We start from the raw sequence: 19046 nt of genomic DNA on the forward strand, positions 1-19046 counted from the left end.
GATTATACTGTTGTTGATCGGGGGATACTTATGCGCATACCTGCTGGCCAAAAACAGAAAGCGCCCTTTTCTATCGGGAAACGCTCGCAACCGTATAAAACGCTTTGGCGTCACCTGCTTTTTTTTGGGCGCAGTGCTTGGCCTGTTTATGCTATACATCAGGATCAGATATTAAGCCCTTTTATGGTTGTGCAAAAGCATCCAAATCCAGTGGCTCCTTACGCCCACCGCTGGCCGATTTATAAATCGCTTTGAGGATGATGAGATCCCTCAAACCCATTTCGCCGCTTACCCTGCTGGTTTTATTGTTCTTTATGCATATCGCAAAATCATCCATTTGGAGGGCCTGCTGATTAACTTCGGGAAATATCATTTCCCCGGTTGAAGCCCTGCCTTTCAGCCCGCTGTACTCATACGCTGGGCTAAGTTCGAACCAGCCATCATCCGCTTCGGCCCTCAAAAAGTTGCCGTCCCTGGCGTAGCTACTTTCGCAAATGGCTACCGTGCCGTCGACAAACTCCATTTCCCATTGTATTCCTTCTTCTACATCCTTGAATTTTTCAGGATCTGTCTTCGGCAAAAATGAGGCGTTGACGGCAACAGGTAGTTGACCCGCGATGTATTGAGCGGCCTGAACGCAGTAAATACCGTTGTTCATCAACGGCCCGCCACCGGCCAAGCTGCCCTTAACCCGCCATTGGTCTTTTTCGCCGATAGCCATGCTGTCATCGGAGATGATGCGTCTTACCTTCCCTAAAGTCCGGCCGCGCCCAAGTCGCATCAGCTCTTGATGAAAAAGATCAAAATGAAGCCGGTAGCCAACAGATAACCGGACGCCCGCTTCATTGCAGGCTTCAATCATGCGTTTACCGTCTTCGACCGTTGTAGCCAGCGGTTTTTCGCATATGACATGTTTCCCAGCACGTGCGGCGCGGATGGTGTACTCGGCATGCATCGAATTAGGGAGGACGATATAGACGATATCGATATCAGTATTATCTTTGATACGATCAAAATCTGCGTAGCTGTACAAGTTTTCGGACTTCAACTGATATTCGTCTTGCCACTTTTTTCGTTTTTCCTCGCTGCCGCTCACCACAGCCGTCAGAGAACAATATGCGGTTGCTTTCAGTGCCGGGCCGAGCTGCCCATTACTGTACTCACCCAGCCCTACGAGTGCTACGCCGAGTTTTTCACGAGGTATGGAATGATGTATTGACATGGCCGTCTGTTTTACTTACCGATAGGTGATACATAAGTGACTACCACACTTTTTTATTGGATGCCTGCAACATGTCTGTGGCATAAAGGGCCACCTCATCACCGTCGTCCGCACGCTCCATCCGCTTTTTCATCGCACTTTCCCAACTTGCCAATGCTCCTTTGATGGTATCACCGTATCCGACCACGCCCGTCTGCATATCGGGGCCGAGTATGCAGTTGTAGCCCTCATCCGCCTGAAAAACCACTGGCTGAAGCTCCTTGACGAGCAGGGAAATGTTCTTGTCTTCATAGTTAAGCTGAATAACACGGTCTTCTGCAACTTTCATCTGTTTCATACAATGTAGCATTGTGCTGTTATGGAAAAACACCTTACCACTGGTTTTGTTGTATTTCTTTTTGCCAAACAAACTGATTCGTTAAAGGTTACCACACAAAAGGAGCTATTATGAAACAAGCGGATATGAGTGAAGCTGTTGCCTTAGATGGTCAGATGACTGATGACCACGGCAGTTGCGAACAGTTAACAACCGGTGTCTGGCGGCTAAAGATTTTATTTGTGAATGTGTATTTGGTTGCTGCAGACAACGGCCGATGGGTACTGATAGATGCCGGACTCAAAGGTGCTGGCCAAAAAATTGCCGACACGGCAGCACAATTGTTTGGCGAGGACAACCCTCCAGCGGCAATTATCCTTACCCACGGCCATTTTGACCATGTAGGCGCATTGCATTACCTGCTTGGCATATGGGACGTACCGATATACGCTCATGCGATGGAAATACCTTACCTGACCGGGCAGGCCGAGTACCCACCGCCAGATCCCTTCGCGGGCGGGGGAATGATGAGCTGGATATCGTTCCTATACCCGAATAAGCCCGCCAATTTGGGCGACCGCGTAACCCCTCTGGACAAAGACGGCAGCCTGCCCTTTCTCCATAAATGGCGCTACCTGCTTACACCCGGTCATGCGCCTGGGCACATATCGTTATTTCGTGACACCGACAAGGTCCTCATCGCGGGAGACGCATTCGTCACCACGCGTCAGGAATCTGCCTTCTCTATCCTTTTCCAAAAAAGACACCTGTCCGGTCCGCCGAAATATTTTACATACGACTGGGAAACGGCGGCGGAATCCGTAAAAATGTTACAGGAACTCAACCCATCTGTAGCCGCAAGCGGACATGGAAAACCAATGCGGGGCCGTGAACTCACCGAGGGACTCTTAAATTTAGTCAAAAATTTCGACCGGATAGCAGTACCCCAAAACGGCAGATACACAAGAAAGCCTGCACGTGTAAACAGACGGGGGGTGGTGGAACTTCCAAGCGCCCGCCCAATGCTGAACAAAACGTTGGTGACTTCAATAGTGGCAATTGCAGTCGTAGGTGGGCTTGCTTGGCTGCAAATGAAGAAAATGAAATAGCCACCTTAACTCACTCATCGAACTTTTGGCTATTGACACAATGAGGGGAGGCCGATGACATGAGATTTGAAATACCCGACTTTAGTTTGTTGACGGAGTTGATACCAGGAGTAACGTCATTGAAGGGGAGGGTAGTGATACTTCACTTTCCGACGCATACGGTTCTGGAGCTGTTACACGCCGAGGATCCACTATCAAAAACCGTTAGCCCTTGCTATGAATGGGAACGGATAAACAAATACGGTGAAATTGATAAATTCACCTTTATTGTGCATCGTTACGTAACCGATGATCTTACTGCCGTGTTTGAGCAAGCGAAAGAATGGTATCGAAACATAATCGACTGGCTCGATACAAGTGACGACGCGTTTGATCGTTTTTTGCGGGAATGGGAAAACCACTCAGACGACTTGCCAAACTAAGCTGGCATCATCGCGCGGCTCTCCCGTGCCCGAATGTGGCACAGGCAATCACGTTTACTTGCCTCGCCTTTTTGCCAATACCGCAGCGGCGATCCCCGCAGCCAATAGCGTACCTAACGCCACACGGGCGAGAACCCCCTTGCGATTGTATTTCCAAGCTGCGTTCCAGCCGCGTTCAGCGAGGATATTAGGAATGTGACCACGCCTGAGGTCATCCAAAAAACCTTCCGCCACGTTGATCCGATCGGCCAACAATAACGGTAGCCAATGAGCGAACCGAGACTCACTGTATTTAAACGCCTTTCGGCGTAGCACACCGCTTAATCCTCGGGGCGGAAGCGGGGTACCAAAAACAGCCGACACATACGGTCTTTCGTTGGAATGTAGCACCTCCACATTTTCCAATTGCTGCGGCGGCCTTTGCCAATCGAGCCGACGGTGATCGTCGCCGGTGTAATGCTTCATCGGATACGTAGGCTCGTTCTCCGGATCTGCATCAATACCCCAACCTTTGATATGGGAATATTTTTGTGACATGTCGTTTTCCATAATATGATTTTTTAGTTACTCGCCGAGGACGGTATCAATACCGTCTTGATACAATTATCGAGTTTTGATGAGAAAATGTGGTAAGCGTCAGCGACTTCTTCGAGCGGCATGCGGTGAGTGATCAGCCCTTTCGGATCAATGTATCCGTCTTGCACATGCTTGATCAACCGAGGAAGCAAACGCTTGACCGATGCCTGATTGGCACGGATAGTAATCCCCTTATTTACCACATTTCCGATAGGGATGAGGTTGCCCGTAGGCCCATACACGCCGACGATAGACAAAATGCCTCCTTTTTTGACCGAATTTATTGCCCAGTGAAGCGCGATAGCCGCGCCTGCCTGAAGCATCAGTTTCTTTCCGGTAATGGTATGTAATGCACTTCCAGCAGCATCGGCTCCCACGGCGTCAATGCATACGTCCGCTCCTAGCCATCCTGTCTCCCGTTTCAGGAACAACACCGGATCTTCCAAAGAGCGGAAATTATAGGCTTCACATTGCGCGTATTGGCGAGCAAACTCCAACCGATACTCCAGATGGTCGATGATAATGACACGGCCAGCGCCAAAAAGCCATGCACATTTAGCGGCCATAATGCCTATAGGGCCGGCCCCGAAAACCACCACCGTATCTCCAGGTTTGATGCCGCCCATTTCGGCCGCCTGGTAGCCCGTGGGCACTACATCCGTCAAGAGCACGGCATCGTCGGGATCCATATCGGCTGGTATGATGGTAGGCCCCACATCGGCATAAGGCACCCGCACATATTCTGCCTGTCCGCCGTCATAGCCCCCTGCGGTGTGTGAATAACCAAATATCCCGCCAACTGCTGTGGCTTCCGGGTTGGACTCGTGGCAATTGCCATACAATCCCTGCTTACAGAAAGCACAGGCACCACAGGCAATGTTGAAAGGCACCAGCACATGATCGCCTTTTTTCAGCTTCTCAACGGAAGGACCTACTTCTTCGACAATACCGATAAACTCATGTCCAAAGGTGGTGCCTACCCGCGTATCCGGAACCATTCCGTGATATAAGTGCAAATCCGAGCCGCAGATGCAGGAACGCGTCACACGTACAATGGCATCATTGGGATGGAGGATTTCGGGGTAGGGTTTGTGATCCACCCGTACACGGCGTGGACCTCGGTAATTCATTGCTAACATAACAATCGTTTTAAAAACATCCTACTTTCATGGTCGAGCTGATTGTTCATACTTGTCCGATAGCTGCTCAGCCATTCCATAGAGATGACAGCGAAAGTCCGCAATTGTTGGCTTTCATTGAAAAAACAACGTGAGCCATGCCAATGGCGGCCAAATGCTACGCCTGCTGGGCATGGCGGACAGGCGTTTTGCAAAAGGCGTTTGTGCAAATAGGATGAAGGCGACGATGAGCTCGGCGAGATCACCCCAATAATACATCATCTGGGCGGCCGAACGAATCGCTTCACCAGTGAAAGGGACGTTCCGTGGATAAAAGTGTGCATACATGTATTTGGCAAGAAAAGCATGAGCAGCGATACTAAAAAACAACACCCATGCACGCACCTGGAAGCTGGGGCGTGCCGGCACCGGATCTGGCCCAATGATGGCCCAAGTAAACAAATAACCTGCAGCTAAAAAATGAAAATGGATAACATGATGCAGGTAGGGGTTGGTCAGACTCTCGGCGTACAGCGGCGACAAATATAGCACATACATGCCGCCAATATTGAACACCATCGCGGCCACGGGATGACACGCCACCCGAAAGGCCTTGTGTTTCAGCAATGCCATGAGCCTTCTGGCAGGTGCCGCAGGCAGCGTTTTCAGGGCTAAGGTAAAAGGCGCCCCGACCACCAAAAAGATAGGAGCAAACATACCGATTAACAGATGCTGCACCATATGGCTATAAATGTCGTGATGGGCCCTTTCCATGAGCGGCGGGCTACCACCCGCCATCAATGTACTGATGCCCAAGACAAAGCTGAGCGCACGCCATGCCGGCCACTTACCGCCTCGCCTCCTCACATACCAATAGCTTCCTGCATAGATTGCAGCGATGGCCGAAAGCACCGCAAGGAGCACCATATGGCCAACCGTAATTTCATGAACTGGGTGGTGATGCATAGCTATCGTCTAAGTCCGCCTTATCAAATAAATGCCGGTAAAAAGCAGTATTAAAGCCGCAACATTCCACGCGATGTCATAGGGCAAAATAGGGTCTACATACCGGATTTGATGCAGGCGTAAAATTTTATGATTGACGATACCATCAAACAGTTGAAAGCCACCTGCGCCGAGGAAAAATCCGGCCACGGCCCTTCGTTTTATGAGTAGCTGGCTATGCTTCAGCTTCAATAACATGATGAATCCAGCGGCTATGGCAATGATTTCCGTCGCGTGGAGCAAGCCGTCTGCCATCAATCCGACATCGGTAGTAGACCCGTCGTAGAAGTGATGCCAAGCCAGCAGCTGATGGAAGACAATCTCATCTACCGCAGCCATCATGCCGATACCCACCAACACGCCTCCCCATGTTGAACGCATGCGGGCAAAACGATAGCCTGTCATTGTGTTGTCTATCATTGCGGCCTCCAAATAATTGGAGCAACACATAAGGTCGCTCCTTTGTTTGGCCGTTTTTTCTTCCAAATATGCCTTGGCGCAATCTGCCTGCTCAAACCAGTAACTGGTTTTCCTGTTATACTACCGAAAAACGTTGTTAACCCGGCTTGTTCACCAGCCTTCGTGATGAGGGTTGGAAGCAAACTAAACTGAAATATATGCAACAAATTAATTGGCTTAAACACGCAATCGTTTACTCGCTTGATATCCGGAGTTTTAAGGACAGCAATCTGGACGGTCTCGGAGATATCAACGGTTTACTTTCTAAATTCGACTATTTGATCGGGCTTGGTATCAATTGTGTCTGGATAGCCCCCTTTTATTGCACGAACCAACAAGACGACGGGTATGATGTCATTGACTATTATGCGATAGATCCTAGGTTGGGTACCATGGAAGACTTCGGAATGCTGGTCGCGGAGGCCAAAGCGAAAGATGTAAAGATCATCCTCGATCTTGTTGTAAACCACACCAGCAATGCTCATCCTTGGTTTAAGATGGCTATAGAGCAACCCGATTCCCTGTACCACGATTATTATATCTGGAAAAAACAAAAACCACCAAACGACAAAGACGACCTCGTATTTAAAACCGTTGAAGACAGCAATTGGGAGTATGAGCCCTCAGTGTCTGCCTACTTTTACCACACTTTTTACAGCCATCAACCGGATCTGAATGTGGCTAATCCACGGGTACAGGCCGAAATCATTCGTATCATCGATTTTTGGATGAGTAAAGGAATAGACGGATTCCGTATAGATGCCGTACCGCATATCCTTCGCAATAAAGGCGATAGCTATTTCGTGGGCGACCCCTATAAATTGCTGGAGGACTGGCGATCAGCTACACTACGGCATAATGCACAGGCCATACTCGTTGGTGAGGCCGACGTGGAGCCGGAGGAATACTCCAATTTCCTGAATGGGCGGAAATTGACCGGGCTATTCAATTTTTACCTCAACAACTATACATTTCTCGCGTTGGCCACTCAAAAAGCTGTCCCATTGCACCGGGCGATCCAGCGTCTACCACTTGTGGAGGGCAGACGTTACCTCAATTTTCTGCGAAACCACGATGAGCTGGACCTCGAACGTCTCGCTAACGACCAACGCCAACAGGTTTTCAAGCAATTCGCTCCCAAGCGATCGATGATCATCTACGATAGAGGAATCCGGAGAAGGCTGGCTCCGATGGTAGATAACAATGGCAGCCGCATAAAACTGGCCATGAGCTTACTTTTCACACTGCCAGGCATACCCGTAATACGGTACGGCGAAGAAATTGGTATGGGAGACGACCTCAACCTACCCGAACGAAGAAGTGTCCGTACCGCCATGCAATGGGCTAATCAGCCTAATGGCGGCTTTTCAGACGCTGCGCCTAACTATCCGCTAATACGAAAGGGTGAGTTTGCTTATGATAGGGTCAACGTAGCGGACCAACTGACAGATGCTACTTCGTTGCTAAACGTCGTGAAAACCATGATATGTATTCGTCAGGACAAAGCGGATTTATTCGGTTCTGGAAGTTTTACGCTTTTACGCTCAAGCAACGATGCGGTGTTGGCTTTCGGCTATAGGCTGGCCGATAAATTGTTAGTCGCCGTCCATAATTTTTCCGGACAGCCACAGGACGCAACAGTCATGTTGCCGACCAAGCCAAGCCATCTTATTGCCGTCTTGATAAATAAGGAAAACACAGTGGTAGCCGATAAGCACTTCGCTATTGGCCTGCCTGGTTATGGATATAGCTGGCTTATGATGGGTGTATGATTTAAAACTTTTTTAAAATAATTAAAACAATTTTAGGTGGTTTTTTGTCTGCTTCTCTGCCAAACAGACGATCAGTGAGGTAGTTAAAATTGAGTGAGTGCTCGATTCGGCAGCAATAGCCGACAAGAGCATGGGTTAATGAGTGCTTAGTTTATGAAAATAGCTGAAAATCATAGATAATGTAAAACACACATACGTAATGTAAAACACACGACACCATCATCAAAGCAGATTATGAATAAGATTGAATTTAGCACCAAGGTAGTACAGGAAGTAGGCTCGTTAAACAACTACGCACGTTATTTTACCCGAGACCCTGAAAATGCGAGTGATTTAGTCCAAGACACGATGTTAAAGGCATTTTCTTATTATAACAAGTTTAAGGAAGGCACCAATTTACAAGCTTGGCTTTATACAATACTAAAAAATACCTTCATCAATTATTACAGAAGGAAGGTAAAGACCAACGCTATCATTATGAAAACGGAAACCATTTCCTCATCCGATCTCTATAAGAGCTCGTTGCGCAATAACGCGGAGGGGAAATTCATTATGAAAGACATTGAATATGCCTTGTCAAAGCTTTCTGAAGAATATTATTATCCTTTCACTATGTATTATGAAGGATATAAATACCACGAAATCGCTGAACAATTCCAAATCCCAATTGGGACGGTAAAAACCCGCATACATGTGGCCAGGCAGCAGCTCAAGAAAAAGCTCAAGCCATACGCCAAAGGCAAGTAAGTAAGTTAAGCTGCATACATCACACAATATAAAAATAAAGCCGATACCCGCACGTATCGGCTTTATTTATTTAATTGGTAGTTACGCTGCATTTACTTCAATCGATACCAACCATAACCATAGCCGTCAAGTTTCAATTGATCATCTTCGACCGGTACCGGTTGACCAGAAAAAAGATCGGTCAATTGGTTGTCTGCCAATAGCCGATGCTCGAGTCTGAATGCTTGCGGCTTGTCCGAGAAGTTATGGATGGTCAGCAGTGACTTGTCACCGTAGTCGTACCGGACCGCAAAAATATATTTCGAATTGGCCGGGATGATTTCAAAGTCGGCGAGCCCGATTTCCGGACAGGCCTTGCGTGTGCGAATAAGTCGTTTAATATGGTTGAGCAGTGATGTCGAATCTGTAAGCTGCTGCATTACATTAACTTGCTGGTATCCATAAAGTCCATGGCTGATAACATTTCGAAACGGCGTATCTGCCGATGTGAATCCGCCATGAGGCGCTCCGCTCCATTGCATCGGTGTCCGCACAGCCAATCGCTCTTTCAATGATAGGTCATCACCCATACCAATCTCCTCGCCGTAGCGGATAACGGGCGTTCCCGGCAGGGCATATAACAAGCTGTATGCCATGCGCAACTGCTTAGGATCGCCAAGCATAGGAGCCAGCCGTCTACGTATGCCCCGGCCATAAAGCTGCATGGACGTATCAGGGCCAAATTTGGCGTATACCTCTTCCCGCCGCCGTTCCCCCAGCCTATCGAGGTCAATCTCATCATGATTCCGCAGAAAATGTGCCCACTGTGCCGTCGATGGCTTTTCCTTGGTATCTTCGATGGCTTTGATAAACAAGCGGAGCTCCTGCGTAGCAAGTGCATAAAATAAAAACTGATTGACGTAAAAGTTAAACATCATCTGCATGCCATTGTTATCTTCGCCAAAATAGTCCTTATTCTCCTGGGGCGAAAGGTTAGCTTCGCCCAACATCAGCGCATCATGTTTTGCATCCCGCATGATATTGCGCATGGTGGGCACCAACTGCATCATCCGTTGAGGAGTTTCACTGCCTGTCTCAGGAACATCGATAATAAAGGGTACCGCATCCAGCCGATAGCCGTCCATGCCCTGTTCCAGCCAAAAGCGCAGAATCTTGAAAGCTTCCTGTTGTACTTCCGGGTTGGTGTAGTTCAAATCGGGCTGAAAGGGATAAAACCGATGGAAATAATATAAACCGGCGATGGAGTCGTAAGACCAGGTAGTACGCTGGACACCTGGAAATACCATCCCTTTGTCCGCGTCGTCCGGCAGGTCCGCTGACCACACATACCATCTACGGTACCGCGAATCGGGACTCCGGCGCGCCTCCTCGTACCATGGATGCTCGATGGATGTATGATTGAGTACAACATCGGAAATCACTTTCATACCCCTTTTCTTAGCCTCAGCCATAAATAGGTCAAAATCGTCCATCGTGCCGAACTTCGGATTAATCGTGTAATAGTCTTTCACGTCATAACCATCATCATTCCCCGGCGACGGATTAAATGGAGCCAGCCAAATTACATCGACACCCAGGCTGTCCAGATACCCCAGCTTTTGGATGAGTCCCTGAAAATCGCCTATTCCATCGCCATCACTGTCTTTGAATGTGCCTACTTCAAGGTTGTAGATGATGCTGTTTTTATACCAAAGGCCATCATCCGGTGCAGTTGACTCTTGCGCCAAGGCCATAGATAGTCCGGACGCTGCGAGTCCGACGAATAAGCTCCACCAAATGTGGGTCGGTTGCGCTTTTTTATGCTCCATAGTTTTGCGGTGTATCGATTGTTCGTTGACTAGAAGGTGTTCGCTTATAATCCGGCAAGCTTTGAGCTTATCGTGAATAACATTTTTCTGGCATTTTCATCATAAGCCTGATCATGGGCCCGCGCTTGCCGTTTGCCGTCGAAAAACGCCCCGCTAATATCAGCAACCTCTGGTGAAGTGGCCACAAATAACACAGCATCGACGCCTTCTGAAATGCTGCTTCTGGGGCGACTGTTGCTCTCGCGAACCAAGGTGGTATCCATGAGTGATGCCGGATGTACGCTATTGATCCGAATACCCGCATCGCGGAGCCTATGTGACAAGGTCATGGCAAGCATTACCAAGGCCAATTTACTTTGGCCATAGGCACGCCGCCCGGTATACGCGGCATCCAGCATGAGATCTTCAAAGTCGAGCGGTTCCTGCAACCCTGAAGCTACCATGACGACCCGGGAACCTTCGGTTTGCTGCAGCAGGGGTAAAAGCAGATCGGTAAGCAAGAATGGTGCAAGGTAGTTAACCGCAAAACGAAGTTCATAGCCATCTTGACTCATTTGCCGACGACCGCCACCACCAGCTGGACCAATTCCTGCATTGTTTATCACCACGTCCAGTTGCTGATGTGCCGACAAAAGCTTAGCCGCCAATGCACGAACCTCCCCCAGATTTGCCATATCAGCATTGTAGTATATAATGTTTTTGTTGCCTGTTTCCTGAACCAGTGCATCAACCGTAGATCTCCCCTTATCCGGATTGCGCCCGTGCAAAATGAGCGCCGTCCCCTTCCAAGCTAGCGCTTTAGCAAGCGCTTTACCCAGTCCATCTGTGGCACCGGTTATCATAACTACCTGTTCGGATAATGCTCTCATAAGTATCGTTTCTAAACGTCTTCAAGGGCTCTCTTGCCACTATAAGAGCCTAACAAAAGCGGGGTATGAAGGTTTGAAGGAACCGATCAATCGCCACCGGAATCCAACTCAATTCAATTGATATATTTTTAAAACCGACACCACCTCCTGTTGTTATGCGATCAAGGGTAAGCGATAACTAAAAATTTGAAATAATATGGAAACACAAGTTGAAAAAGGAGCGCCGTCGGGACTGGAATTATTCTATCAGACATTGCTGCAGGAGATTTATTGGTGCGAACTGCACCTACGTGATGTCCTGGAAAGTATGGAGGAGCGCGCGAGCACGGATGAACTGAAAACGGCCTTCAGAAACCACCGTGAGGAAACAAACAATCAGGTGAGCCGGTTGGAAAAAATTTTTTACAAGAAAGGTGTGGGAGCACAGCCCGTATTCTGCGTGGGGATGCAGGGCCTGTTTGATGAGGGTTGGCAAGTGATTGATGAAACAGAGGAAGGGTCGGCACATCGTGACGCGGCGCTTATCGTAGCTGCACAAAAGGTTGAGCATTATGAAATTGCAACCTACGGCAGCTTGAGCACATTGGCGAAAACACTGGGCTATCAGGAGGCTGCCGACTTGCTGGAACAGACCCTTGCCGAGGAAAAGAAAGCAGACGCCACGCTGACGACATTGGCCGAGAGAGACATCAATACCGAAGCCAGTATTGAGCCGGCGTCTGAGGAGCAGCTACCACCTACCGACACGTCCAGCATCACTACGGAATCCGACCCTGCGGTGGATGCCATGAAAGCAGGAATAGACGGCATGGACGCCGGCGCGAGCTCCAAACCCACCCATGAAGGTGCAGAAGCCAGTGCTCCCGGTTCGGCCGATGCGTTATTGGTAAACGACGATGGAACGCCTAAAGCGAAAAAGAGAAGTACCCGCAAGGCTAAAGCATAGGCACAAGAGCATGGCATCGAAATACAATACGGAAGGAAGCCAGAGCTTCCTTTCGTATATTGCAACAATTATCTATTCAGGTAACGGGATAATAGAAATCTGACCGTCTCGTTCCAAAACGGCGTATTTGATTTGCTCCATCCGTTCTAACCCGTGTGCAAGCCGCGCTGCCTCCATAATGTCCTCGGTATCCACCCTTGCCTGGCTCATTCTGCCTTTCAAGGGTTTCCCGTGGTCTACTAAAATCAGCGGTGTTCCTTCCAACAGCCTGTCGAGCTTCTTATACCGCCCCTTTAGCTTCACAAATACCATGTCAATCCCCATTAGTACCGTAATCAGCACCAATGCATTAGTCACGGAAAAATCATTCCCCAATAGTGCCTGTTGAGTGGCTTCGCCGACAATTAACAACAGCACAAAGTCAAACGTTGTCGTCTCGGCCAAACTGCGCTTGCCGAGTATACGAAACAACGCCAGAAGGAACAAGTATACGGCAACCCCGCGAAGAAAAAGTTCCATACTAAGGGTAGATAAAATGTGTTATTTCGAATGCTTGATCGTTGACCCGCCAGGTATCGGCCACAGATCCTGCCTTTTGCGGATTTAAATAAAAATAGATGGCTGTTTCACCTGCGCCCGCCACCGTAAACGTATAGCTAACATTTCCATTGACGATACGTGATTCATAACTTTCGGGAATAATCTTCTCGATTTTGAACGCATCAAGGTAACGCATCGGTATAAGAATTTCAATCTCATCCCTCCTACTTAATTGCCACGTGATGGTCGTCTCTTTTTCATAGCGTAAGAACCGATCGTATCGAAGTGCTGTACCCCCATTTGCCAGCTGTCGCTTACTCAGTAGCCCGTTGCCGAAGAGTCCTAACGCGGTGAGTACGACCACAATCAAAATCAGTATACCACAAACCCGCTGCACATTCCAGCCTTTTTGCTGGTGGCTTAGCTTCTCGTCTAACTCAAGCGTGTGTTCAATCTTTTCGACTTGGTGAATTTTCTGCATAGTTATGACCAATCATAAGGCATACCGACGCCTGCGATGCTCAATACAAGAATCCGTCCGTTAATACCGATTACACACGAATACGCATTTTAGATCCCCTACACGTTATTTGTGGGGTCAACCAAAGGGGCACTGTACTAATTTTCAGCCTTGATGTTCACTAAACTGGATTTCATGCAACCCGCACGGCTCCCCCGTTTATCCCCCTTTGGTTGGTGTAAAGTTTGCAGCACGTAGGTAAACATTAACGGAGGTACTTATGATTGCAAGAAAATTTGCCCTGATAACGGGAGGGACCAGTGGCATTGGGTTGGAGCTAGCCAAGCTGTTCGCAGCAGACGGCTATAATTTGGTTATTGTAGCACGGGATCAGCAAGAGCTCGATGGTGTCAGCAGTGAGCTCTCACAACTGCACCCCATAGAGGTGATTACCATTCAAAAGGATCTGTTCAACCCTGAAGCACCGCATGAGGTGATTGATGCCCTGAAGGCAAAGCAGATTACCCTGAATGTCCTTGTCAATAATGCTGGTCAAGGAGTATACGGCGAGTTTATCACCAACGATTTGGATAGGGAGTTAGCTATCGTACAGCTGAATATCAATGCATGCATTGTGCTCACGAAGTATGTATTGAAAGATATGGTCGCCCGCAATTCCGGAAAAATACTCAATGTGTCTTCCATTGCCGGAAAAATACCGGGGCCTTATCAGGCTGTATATCACGGCACAAAGGCATTCGTTCATTTTTTCAGCGAGGCTATCCGCAACGAAATCCGGGATACCAATGTTACCGTTACTTCATTGCTGCCCGGCGCTACCGACACAGATTTCTTCAACAAGGCGGATATGGAGGCCTCAAAGATGGTGCAAGAAGGCGATTTGGCAGACCCCGCAGATGTAGCCAGGGATGGTTACAAAGCGCTGATGGACGGAAAAGACATGATCATATCTGGCTTCAAAAATAAGATGCAGGTAGCGATGAGCAATGTGATGTCAGACAGCAAAGCAACGGATACCCTGCGAAAACAACAGGAGCCCGTGAATAAGTCATGATAGCGTGGGCGGCATCGCATCGAATTAAGATTTGGCTTTCCGGTATCGATATTTTAATACCATCATCACCACATTGAGCGACAGTGCCAAGATATTGGTCGCAATAATCGGCACGTCGCTTTTTTCTGTCCCATAATATATCCATAAGCCATTGCCCGTGCTGAGTACAATAAACATAAGTACCGACACATCCTTTGCTTTTTTGCGCCTAAGTGTTGTGATGATCTGTGGAATGATAGATGAAGACGTACAAATACCCGCCACGATGCCAATGATTTCGATGAATCCCATATGCAAGCACAACATCGTGGCGACCGGATGGTTTATCCATAAACTAAACATTTCATTTATTCAATTGTTCAACTCCATAGATCTGATAAATCGATAGGTTTTCTATGATGGATACGTGGTACAGCAACATGGTCTTGTATTCACTCGACCCCGAGACTTTTTATGACACAAACGGTGATGGCATCGGCGACCTGAAGGGGATAAAAGAGAAACTCAATTATCTTGCCGGCTTAGGTATTACCTGTATATGGATTCAGCCTTTCTATCCTTCGCCCAATAGGGATAATGGCTACGATGTGACCGATTATTACGGCATCGATCCGAAGCTGGGCGACCATGGGATATTTTCTGAACTTATTGACCATGCCCGTGATTTGGGCATCCGGGTAATCGTTGACTTGGTCGTCAACCATACCTCCATCGCACACCCGTGGTTTAAAGCGGCACGAAAAGACAAACACTCCGAATACCGGGACTACTATGTTTGGTCGGACGAACCGTGGGATTTCGGCGAAGAGCACCTCAAACTCACTGGCGAAGAGAACACCATTTGGACATATGACGAGGAAGCCGGACAATATTACCTTCATCGATTTTACAAGGAGCAACCGGATTTAAACATTGGCAACCCAGCGGTTCGCCAGGAAATCCTTCAGATAATTGGGTTTTGGCTCAAAATGGGTGTGTCCGGATTTCGTATAGATGCGGCAACATTACTCATCGAACCCTATGGTTTGAAAGATGGTGAAAAATTGGACCTGGAATCGTTTATTGCAGAAATGCGTGACTATGCTTCGCTGCGAAAAGGTGATGTGATCTTACTTGGCGAGGCCAATGTGCCTCCTTCAGCGATGAAAACCTACATGGATAAGGGGCAAAAGATGCACATGCTCTTTAATTTTTACATGAACATGAAGCTCTTCCTTAGCTTAGCCCGAAAATCGGCAAGGCCACTCTATGCTGCCTTAAGCGAGCAAACATCCATACCTTATGGAAATCAGCTGCTCAACTTCCTAAGAAACCATGACGAACTTGCCCTTGACCAGTTGAGTGAAGACGAACAGCACGAAATATTCCAGGCCTTTGCGCCCCAAAAGCGGATGCAGCTGTACGGCCATGGCATACGCCGACGCCTGGCTCCCATGTTTGGGAACGACCAATGCCGAATGGAACTGGCGTTCAGCCTCATTTTTACCTTACCGGGCGTCCCCATGATCCGATATGGCGATGAAATCGGCATGGGTGACAACCTCCGGCTTAAAGGCCGGAACAGCGTACGCACCCCCATGCAGTGGTCTACAGGCAAGCACGGCGGATTCTCGCCGGCTGACCACGTAAATCGAAACGTCATCCAAGAAACACCTTACGACCCCAAACATGTAAATGTTATCGGCGCTTATAGAGACCCCGATTCGTTACTCAACTTCATGAAACGGCTTATTGCCCTCCGGAAACAGTGCGCCCTTATTGGTACTGCGCCAGTTCAAGCCATCAAGGTCCGGCATGAAGGGCTTTTCGCTCATCGGTATGAAGACAAGACAGGCCTGCAATTACTGCTCTTCCATAACCTTACGGATATGGAAATTAGCGTCTCCGCCGATGAGGCCGATGTGCTGGCTGACGACTGGGTGGAAATCTTCCGGGATGGAAAAACTCGGGTTGCCCACCGTGAAATCACCCTTGCGGCATATGGATATCTATGGATGAAAAAGTTTCCCCAATAAAATAAGTTTTATGGCTCAAATTGCATATCACGCGTCGCATGAACAGTTTAGTCCATCCGAGCTGTTAAGCTACGCACAAATGGCCGAAGAGGCCGGGTTCACAGCGATTCATTCGTCCGATCACTTCCAACCGTGGAGCGAACGGCAAGGTGAAAGTGGCCATGTATTTTCTTGGTTGGGCGCCGCCATGCAAGCTTGTAAGCTTCCCTTTGGATTGATTTGCGCGCCAGGTCCCCGTCACCACCCAGCAGTGACAGCGCAAGCAATCGCTACGTTAACCGACTTATCTCCTGAACGATTATGGGTCGCGCTCGGCAGTGGCGAGGCGATCAACGAACGAATTACCGGGCAGCCGTGGCCTTCCAAAGCCATCCGTAATGAGCGGTTGCTGGAAAGTTTTCACATCATCCGTCGACTGTTGGATGGTGAAACAGTCACCTGTCATGGCCGCGTCTGCACAGATGAAGCGCGTCTTTACACCCGCCCACCGAAGCGTCCGCTTTTGCTGGGTGCCGCCATTACAGAAGAGACGGCCCATTGGATGGGAAGCTGGGCAGAGGGGCTACTGACCATCAACCACCCACTGGAAAAACTCGAACGGGTGATCAAACAATTCCGCGTAGGCGGGGGGGATGGTAAGCCCGTGTTTGTCAAAGTACAAATCTCCTATTCGCGGAGCGAATCGGCTGCATATGCGGGCGCTTTCGACCAATGGCGCACTAACATTTTTGATAGTTCGGTGCTGGCCGATTTGTGGAAACCCGAGCAATTCGAAGCGCTGGCTAAATTTGTAGAGCCGAAAGACTTGGAACAGGCTGTTAATATTTCAAGCGACCCTCGCCAACACGAAGTTTGGTTGAAATCTTACCTGGCGCTGGGTGTGGACTGCCTTATCCTGCATAATGTAAACCGCGAACAGGCGGCATTTATTGAGGACTTTGGACGCGCGGTCCTCCCTAAACTTTGAATTTGGCAAGAGAAAGCCGATTAAACTATTAATTTTGCTGCTAACAATAAAAAAAATTACGAACTATTGTATTCTAATACGCGCATGTATTAAATTTGCTAACGAGGTAAATTACCCATGAAAAGGCAGGGAACATTGAGTATGGCGAAAAAAATCCTGTATGCGGAAGACGATGGCGACATGTTGGATATCGTTTCGGAATTTATGCAATTCGAAGATTATGAGGTTGTGACGGACAATGGAAAAACAATCAAGAAAAAACTGAAACAGCACCAAATCGGCCTGATACTTTTAGATGAGAATTTAAACTGGGGGTGGGGTAGCGATCTGTGCAGGGAACTGCGGGCCGACAAAGAAACCGCCGGTATTCCTATTGTGCTGATTTCCGCCTTGCGGGATATTGACAAAATAGCTGAACAATGCGGCGCAACGACATATATCCGCAAGCCGTTCGATATTTATGACGTAATCGATGTGGTAAACCTCCATTATTTACCCCAGTAGATTACATCGCAATCAGGCTCCTTGTCCGAGATGAATCATTAACCCGCCGTCGACAACGTAGGTTGATCCGGTCACGTAACCGCTATCGGCTGAAGCGAGAAATACGGCAACATGAGCGACATCTTCCGGTTTGCCGGCTCGCTTCATGGGAATGTGCTGTTCCTTTTCCTTTCTCACCGCATCACTCTCTACGGCCTCTTGGTTCATCTCCGTCAATATCATGCCCGGAGCGATGTTGTTGACCCGGACATGCTTGTCGGCAAGCTCTAAGGCGAGGCTCCGGCTGAAATTTTTGATACCGGCCTTTGATGCGTTGTAGTCTGCATTACCTGCCGTGTTGACATCCTCGTGAATAGACGACACAAAAATAATATGTCCTTCGGAAGCGTTGTCCTTTCGCCGTTGAAGGTAAGCCCTACTACAAAAAAAGGGCCCGTAAAGGTTGGTCTTCATGCAGGTATCAAACGTATCTGTATCCATTTGGGCAACGGGTATATTCCTCCCATTTACTCCGGCATTATTGACTAGGATATCGATTTTTTGGTATTCCTCAATAATAGCATCGAATACCTTCGCGACCTGCTCTTCATCGGTCACATCCAATCGAAGACAGATGGCTTCGCCACCGGCGGCAACAATATCTGCTGCGGTACGTTTTCCTCCCTCCTCGTCCGATCGGTAGGTGACCACTACTTTTGCACCTTCCTTGCCGTAAGCGATTGCAATAGCCCGCCCTATTCCCGAGTCGGACCCGGTGATCAATGCTACTTTGTTTTTCAGTCTTTCCATCTCGTATTTTTCAATATGGCCTATGTCAAATTTAACAGGAAATACGCGGATTTGTTTCATAACAAACAACCAAACAATCACCGGAACGCCGGGTTATTACGTCAGACGACTCGCTATGCCATCAAGCGTTATTAGACATATCGACTACAGTGAAACCAGCAATATCCTGAAAATCACCTTTCAAACGGGAGCTGTTTATACCTATTATGAAGTACCCGAAATGGTCTATATCGGACTGCGTAAAGCCCGATCAAAAGGCAAGTATTTCAATGCCCATATCGCGGGACAATACGCATTTGACAAGATTTCATCGTAACGATAACGATT

22 protein-coding genes are annotated in these 19046 nt (G+C 48.3%); 10 read left to right on the forward strand and 12 right to left on the reverse strand.

The window, feature by feature from the left end:
- Window positions 1-181: 181 nt before the first annotated feature.
- On the reverse strand, window positions 182-1222 hold the full coding sequence (locus B5X72_RS13155; protein WP_079717378.1) for a Gfo/Idh/MocA family protein: 1041 nt from the start codon (window positions 1220-1222) through the stop codon (window positions 182-184).
- 40 nt (window positions 1223-1262) lie between these two features.
- On the reverse strand, window positions 1263-1559 hold the full coding sequence (locus B5X72_RS13160; protein WP_139378686.1) for a hypothetical protein: 297 nt from the start codon (window positions 1557-1559) through the stop codon (window positions 1263-1265).
- A gap of 110 nt (window positions 1560-1669) precedes the next feature.
- Between B5X72_RS13160 and B5X72_RS13165 the strand changes: the two genes are divergently transcribed.
- Both B5X72_RS13165 and B5X72_RS13170 read left to right on the forward strand, forming a co-directional pair.
- Window positions 1670-2647, forward strand: a complete 978-nt coding sequence (locus tag B5X72_RS13165) for an MBL fold metallo-hydrolase (RefSeq protein ID WP_200119145.1) — start codon at window positions 1670-1672, stop codon at window positions 2645-2647.
- Between the two features lie 59 nt (window positions 2648-2706).
- A complete protein-coding gene (locus B5X72_RS13170; protein ID WP_079717380.1) occupies window positions 2707-3069 on the forward strand; it encodes a hypothetical protein in 363 nt (120 codons plus the stop codon).
- A 54-nt stretch (window positions 3070-3123) separates the two neighbouring features.
- Here B5X72_RS13170 and B5X72_RS13175 read toward each other — a convergent pair whose 3' ends face one another.
- From B5X72_RS13175 to B5X72_RS13190, 4 genes are all read right to left on the reverse strand, one after another.
- On the reverse strand, window positions 3124-3618 hold the full coding sequence (locus tag B5X72_RS13175; RefSeq protein ID WP_079717381.1) for a hypothetical protein: 495 nt from the start codon (window positions 3616-3618) through the stop codon (window positions 3124-3126).
- 11 nt (window positions 3619-3629) lie between these two features.
- Window positions 3630-4784 (reverse strand): zinc-dependent alcohol dehydrogenase, encoded by a 1155-nt coding sequence (locus B5X72_RS13180; protein ID WP_079717382.1) that lies wholly within the window; start codon window positions 4782-4784, stop codon window positions 3630-3632.
- A 114-nt stretch (window positions 4785-4898) separates the two neighbouring features.
- Complete coding sequence (locus tag B5X72_RS13185; protein WP_176146201.1) at window positions 4899-5690, reverse strand: cytochrome c oxidase assembly protein; 792 nt, start codon at window positions 5688-5690, stop codon at window positions 4899-4901.
- A gap of 48 nt (window positions 5691-5738) precedes the next feature.
- Window positions 5739-6188, reverse strand: coding sequence for a DUF2243 domain-containing protein (locus tag B5X72_RS13190; protein WP_079717498.1), 450 nt, complete (start codon window positions 6186-6188; stop codon window positions 5739-5741).
- 197 nt (window positions 6189-6385) lie between these two features.
- Here B5X72_RS13190 and B5X72_RS13195 point away from each other — a divergent pair, with 197 nt between their 5' ends.
- Both B5X72_RS13195 and B5X72_RS13200 read left to right on the forward strand, forming a co-directional pair.
- Window positions 6386-7999, forward strand: a complete 1614-nt coding sequence (locus B5X72_RS13195) for an alpha-amylase family protein (protein ID WP_139378687.1) — start codon at window positions 6386-6388, stop codon at window positions 7997-7999.
- Between the two features lie 234 nt (window positions 8000-8233).
- Entirely contained in the window at window positions 8234-8746 is a 513-nt protein-coding gene (locus tag B5X72_RS13200) for a sigma-70 family RNA polymerase sigma factor (protein ID WP_079717385.1), read from the forward strand.
- 92 nt (window positions 8747-8838) lie between these two features.
- On the opposite strand, the gene B5X72_RS13205 is transcribed toward B5X72_RS13200, so the two are convergent.
- The gene (locus tag B5X72_RS13205; protein WP_217698142.1) at window positions 8839-10554 is read right to left on the reverse strand and encodes an alpha-amylase family protein; all 1716 of its coding nucleotides are present in this window, start codon (window positions 10552-10554) and stop codon (window positions 8839-8841) included.
- A gap of 44 nt (window positions 10555-10598) precedes the next feature.
- A complete protein-coding gene (locus B5X72_RS13210; protein WP_079717387.1) occupies window positions 10599-11423 on the reverse strand; it encodes an SDR family NAD(P)-dependent oxidoreductase in 825 nt (274 codons plus the stop codon).
- Window positions 11424-11619: 196 nt separating this feature from the next.
- On the opposite strand from B5X72_RS13210, the gene B5X72_RS13215 reads away from it, so the two are divergent.
- Entirely contained in the window at window positions 11620-12369 is a 750-nt protein-coding gene (locus B5X72_RS13215) for a YciE/YciF ferroxidase family protein (RefSeq protein WP_079717388.1), read from the forward strand.
- Between the two features lie 72 nt (window positions 12370-12441).
- Here B5X72_RS13215 and B5X72_RS13220 read toward each other — a convergent pair whose 3' ends face one another.
- Window positions 12442-12888: a DUF421 domain-containing protein gene (locus B5X72_RS13220; protein ID WP_079717389.1), complete on the reverse strand. Its 447-nt coding sequence runs from the start codon at window positions 12886-12888 to the stop codon at window positions 12442-12444.
- A gap of 1 nt (window position 12889) precedes the next feature.
- Window positions 12890-13390, reverse strand: coding sequence for a hypothetical protein (locus B5X72_RS13225; RefSeq protein WP_079717390.1), 501 nt, complete (start codon window positions 13388-13390; stop codon window positions 12890-12892).
- 259 nt (window positions 13391-13649) lie between these two features.
- On the opposite strand from B5X72_RS13225, the gene B5X72_RS13230 reads away from it, so the two are divergent.
- On the forward strand, window positions 13650-14444 hold the full coding sequence (locus B5X72_RS13230; RefSeq protein ID WP_079717391.1) for an SDR family NAD(P)-dependent oxidoreductase: 795 nt from the start codon (window positions 13650-13652) through the stop codon (window positions 14442-14444).
- A gap of 24 nt (window positions 14445-14468) precedes the next feature.
- On the opposite strand, the gene B5X72_RS13235 is transcribed toward B5X72_RS13230, so the two are convergent.
- Window positions 14469-14786 carry a SemiSWEET family sugar transporter gene (locus B5X72_RS13235; RefSeq protein WP_233632417.1) on the reverse strand — a complete coding sequence of 106 codons (318 nt, stop codon included), beginning with the start codon at window positions 14784-14786 and terminating at the stop codon, window positions 14469-14471.
- A 53-nt stretch (window positions 14787-14839) separates the two neighbouring features.
- Between B5X72_RS13235 and B5X72_RS13240 the strand changes: the two genes are divergently transcribed.
- The 3 genes from B5X72_RS13240 (at window position 14840) to B5X72_RS13250 (ending at window position 17930) form a co-directional block, all read left to right on the forward strand.
- On the forward strand, window positions 14840-16459 hold the full coding sequence (locus B5X72_RS13240; RefSeq protein WP_079717392.1) for an alpha-amylase family protein: 1620 nt from the start codon (window positions 14840-14842) through the stop codon (window positions 16457-16459).
- 10 nt (window positions 16460-16469) lie between these two features.
- On the forward strand, window positions 16470-17426 hold the full coding sequence (locus B5X72_RS13245) for a TIGR03885 family FMN-dependent LLM class oxidoreductase (RefSeq protein ID WP_079717393.1): 957 nt from the start codon (window positions 16470-16472) through the stop codon (window positions 17424-17426).
- Between the two features lie 117 nt (window positions 17427-17543).
- Window positions 17544-17930 (forward strand): response regulator, encoded by a 387-nt coding sequence (locus tag B5X72_RS13250; RefSeq protein ID WP_079717394.1) that lies wholly within the window; start codon window positions 17544-17546, stop codon window positions 17928-17930.
- 12 nt (window positions 17931-17942) lie between these two features.
- Here B5X72_RS13250 and B5X72_RS13255 read toward each other — a convergent pair whose 3' ends face one another.
- Window positions 17943-18719, reverse strand: coding sequence for an SDR family NAD(P)-dependent oxidoreductase (locus B5X72_RS13255; RefSeq protein WP_079717395.1), 777 nt, complete (start codon window positions 18717-18719; stop codon window positions 17943-17945).
- A gap of 22 nt (window positions 18720-18741) precedes the next feature.
- Between B5X72_RS13255 and B5X72_RS13260 the strand changes: the two genes are divergently transcribed.
- Complete coding sequence (locus B5X72_RS13260) at window positions 18742-19035, forward strand: KTSC domain-containing protein (RefSeq protein ID WP_079717396.1); 294 nt, start codon at window positions 18742-18744, stop codon at window positions 19033-19035.
- Window positions 19036-19046 lie beyond the last annotated feature (11 nt).

Origin of the sequence: Parapedobacter luteus, assembly GCF_900168055.1 — a bacterium.
In the GTDB taxonomy this organism is placed as follows: domain Bacteria; phylum Bacteroidota; class Bacteroidia; order Sphingobacteriales; family Sphingobacteriaceae; genus Parapedobacter; species Parapedobacter luteus.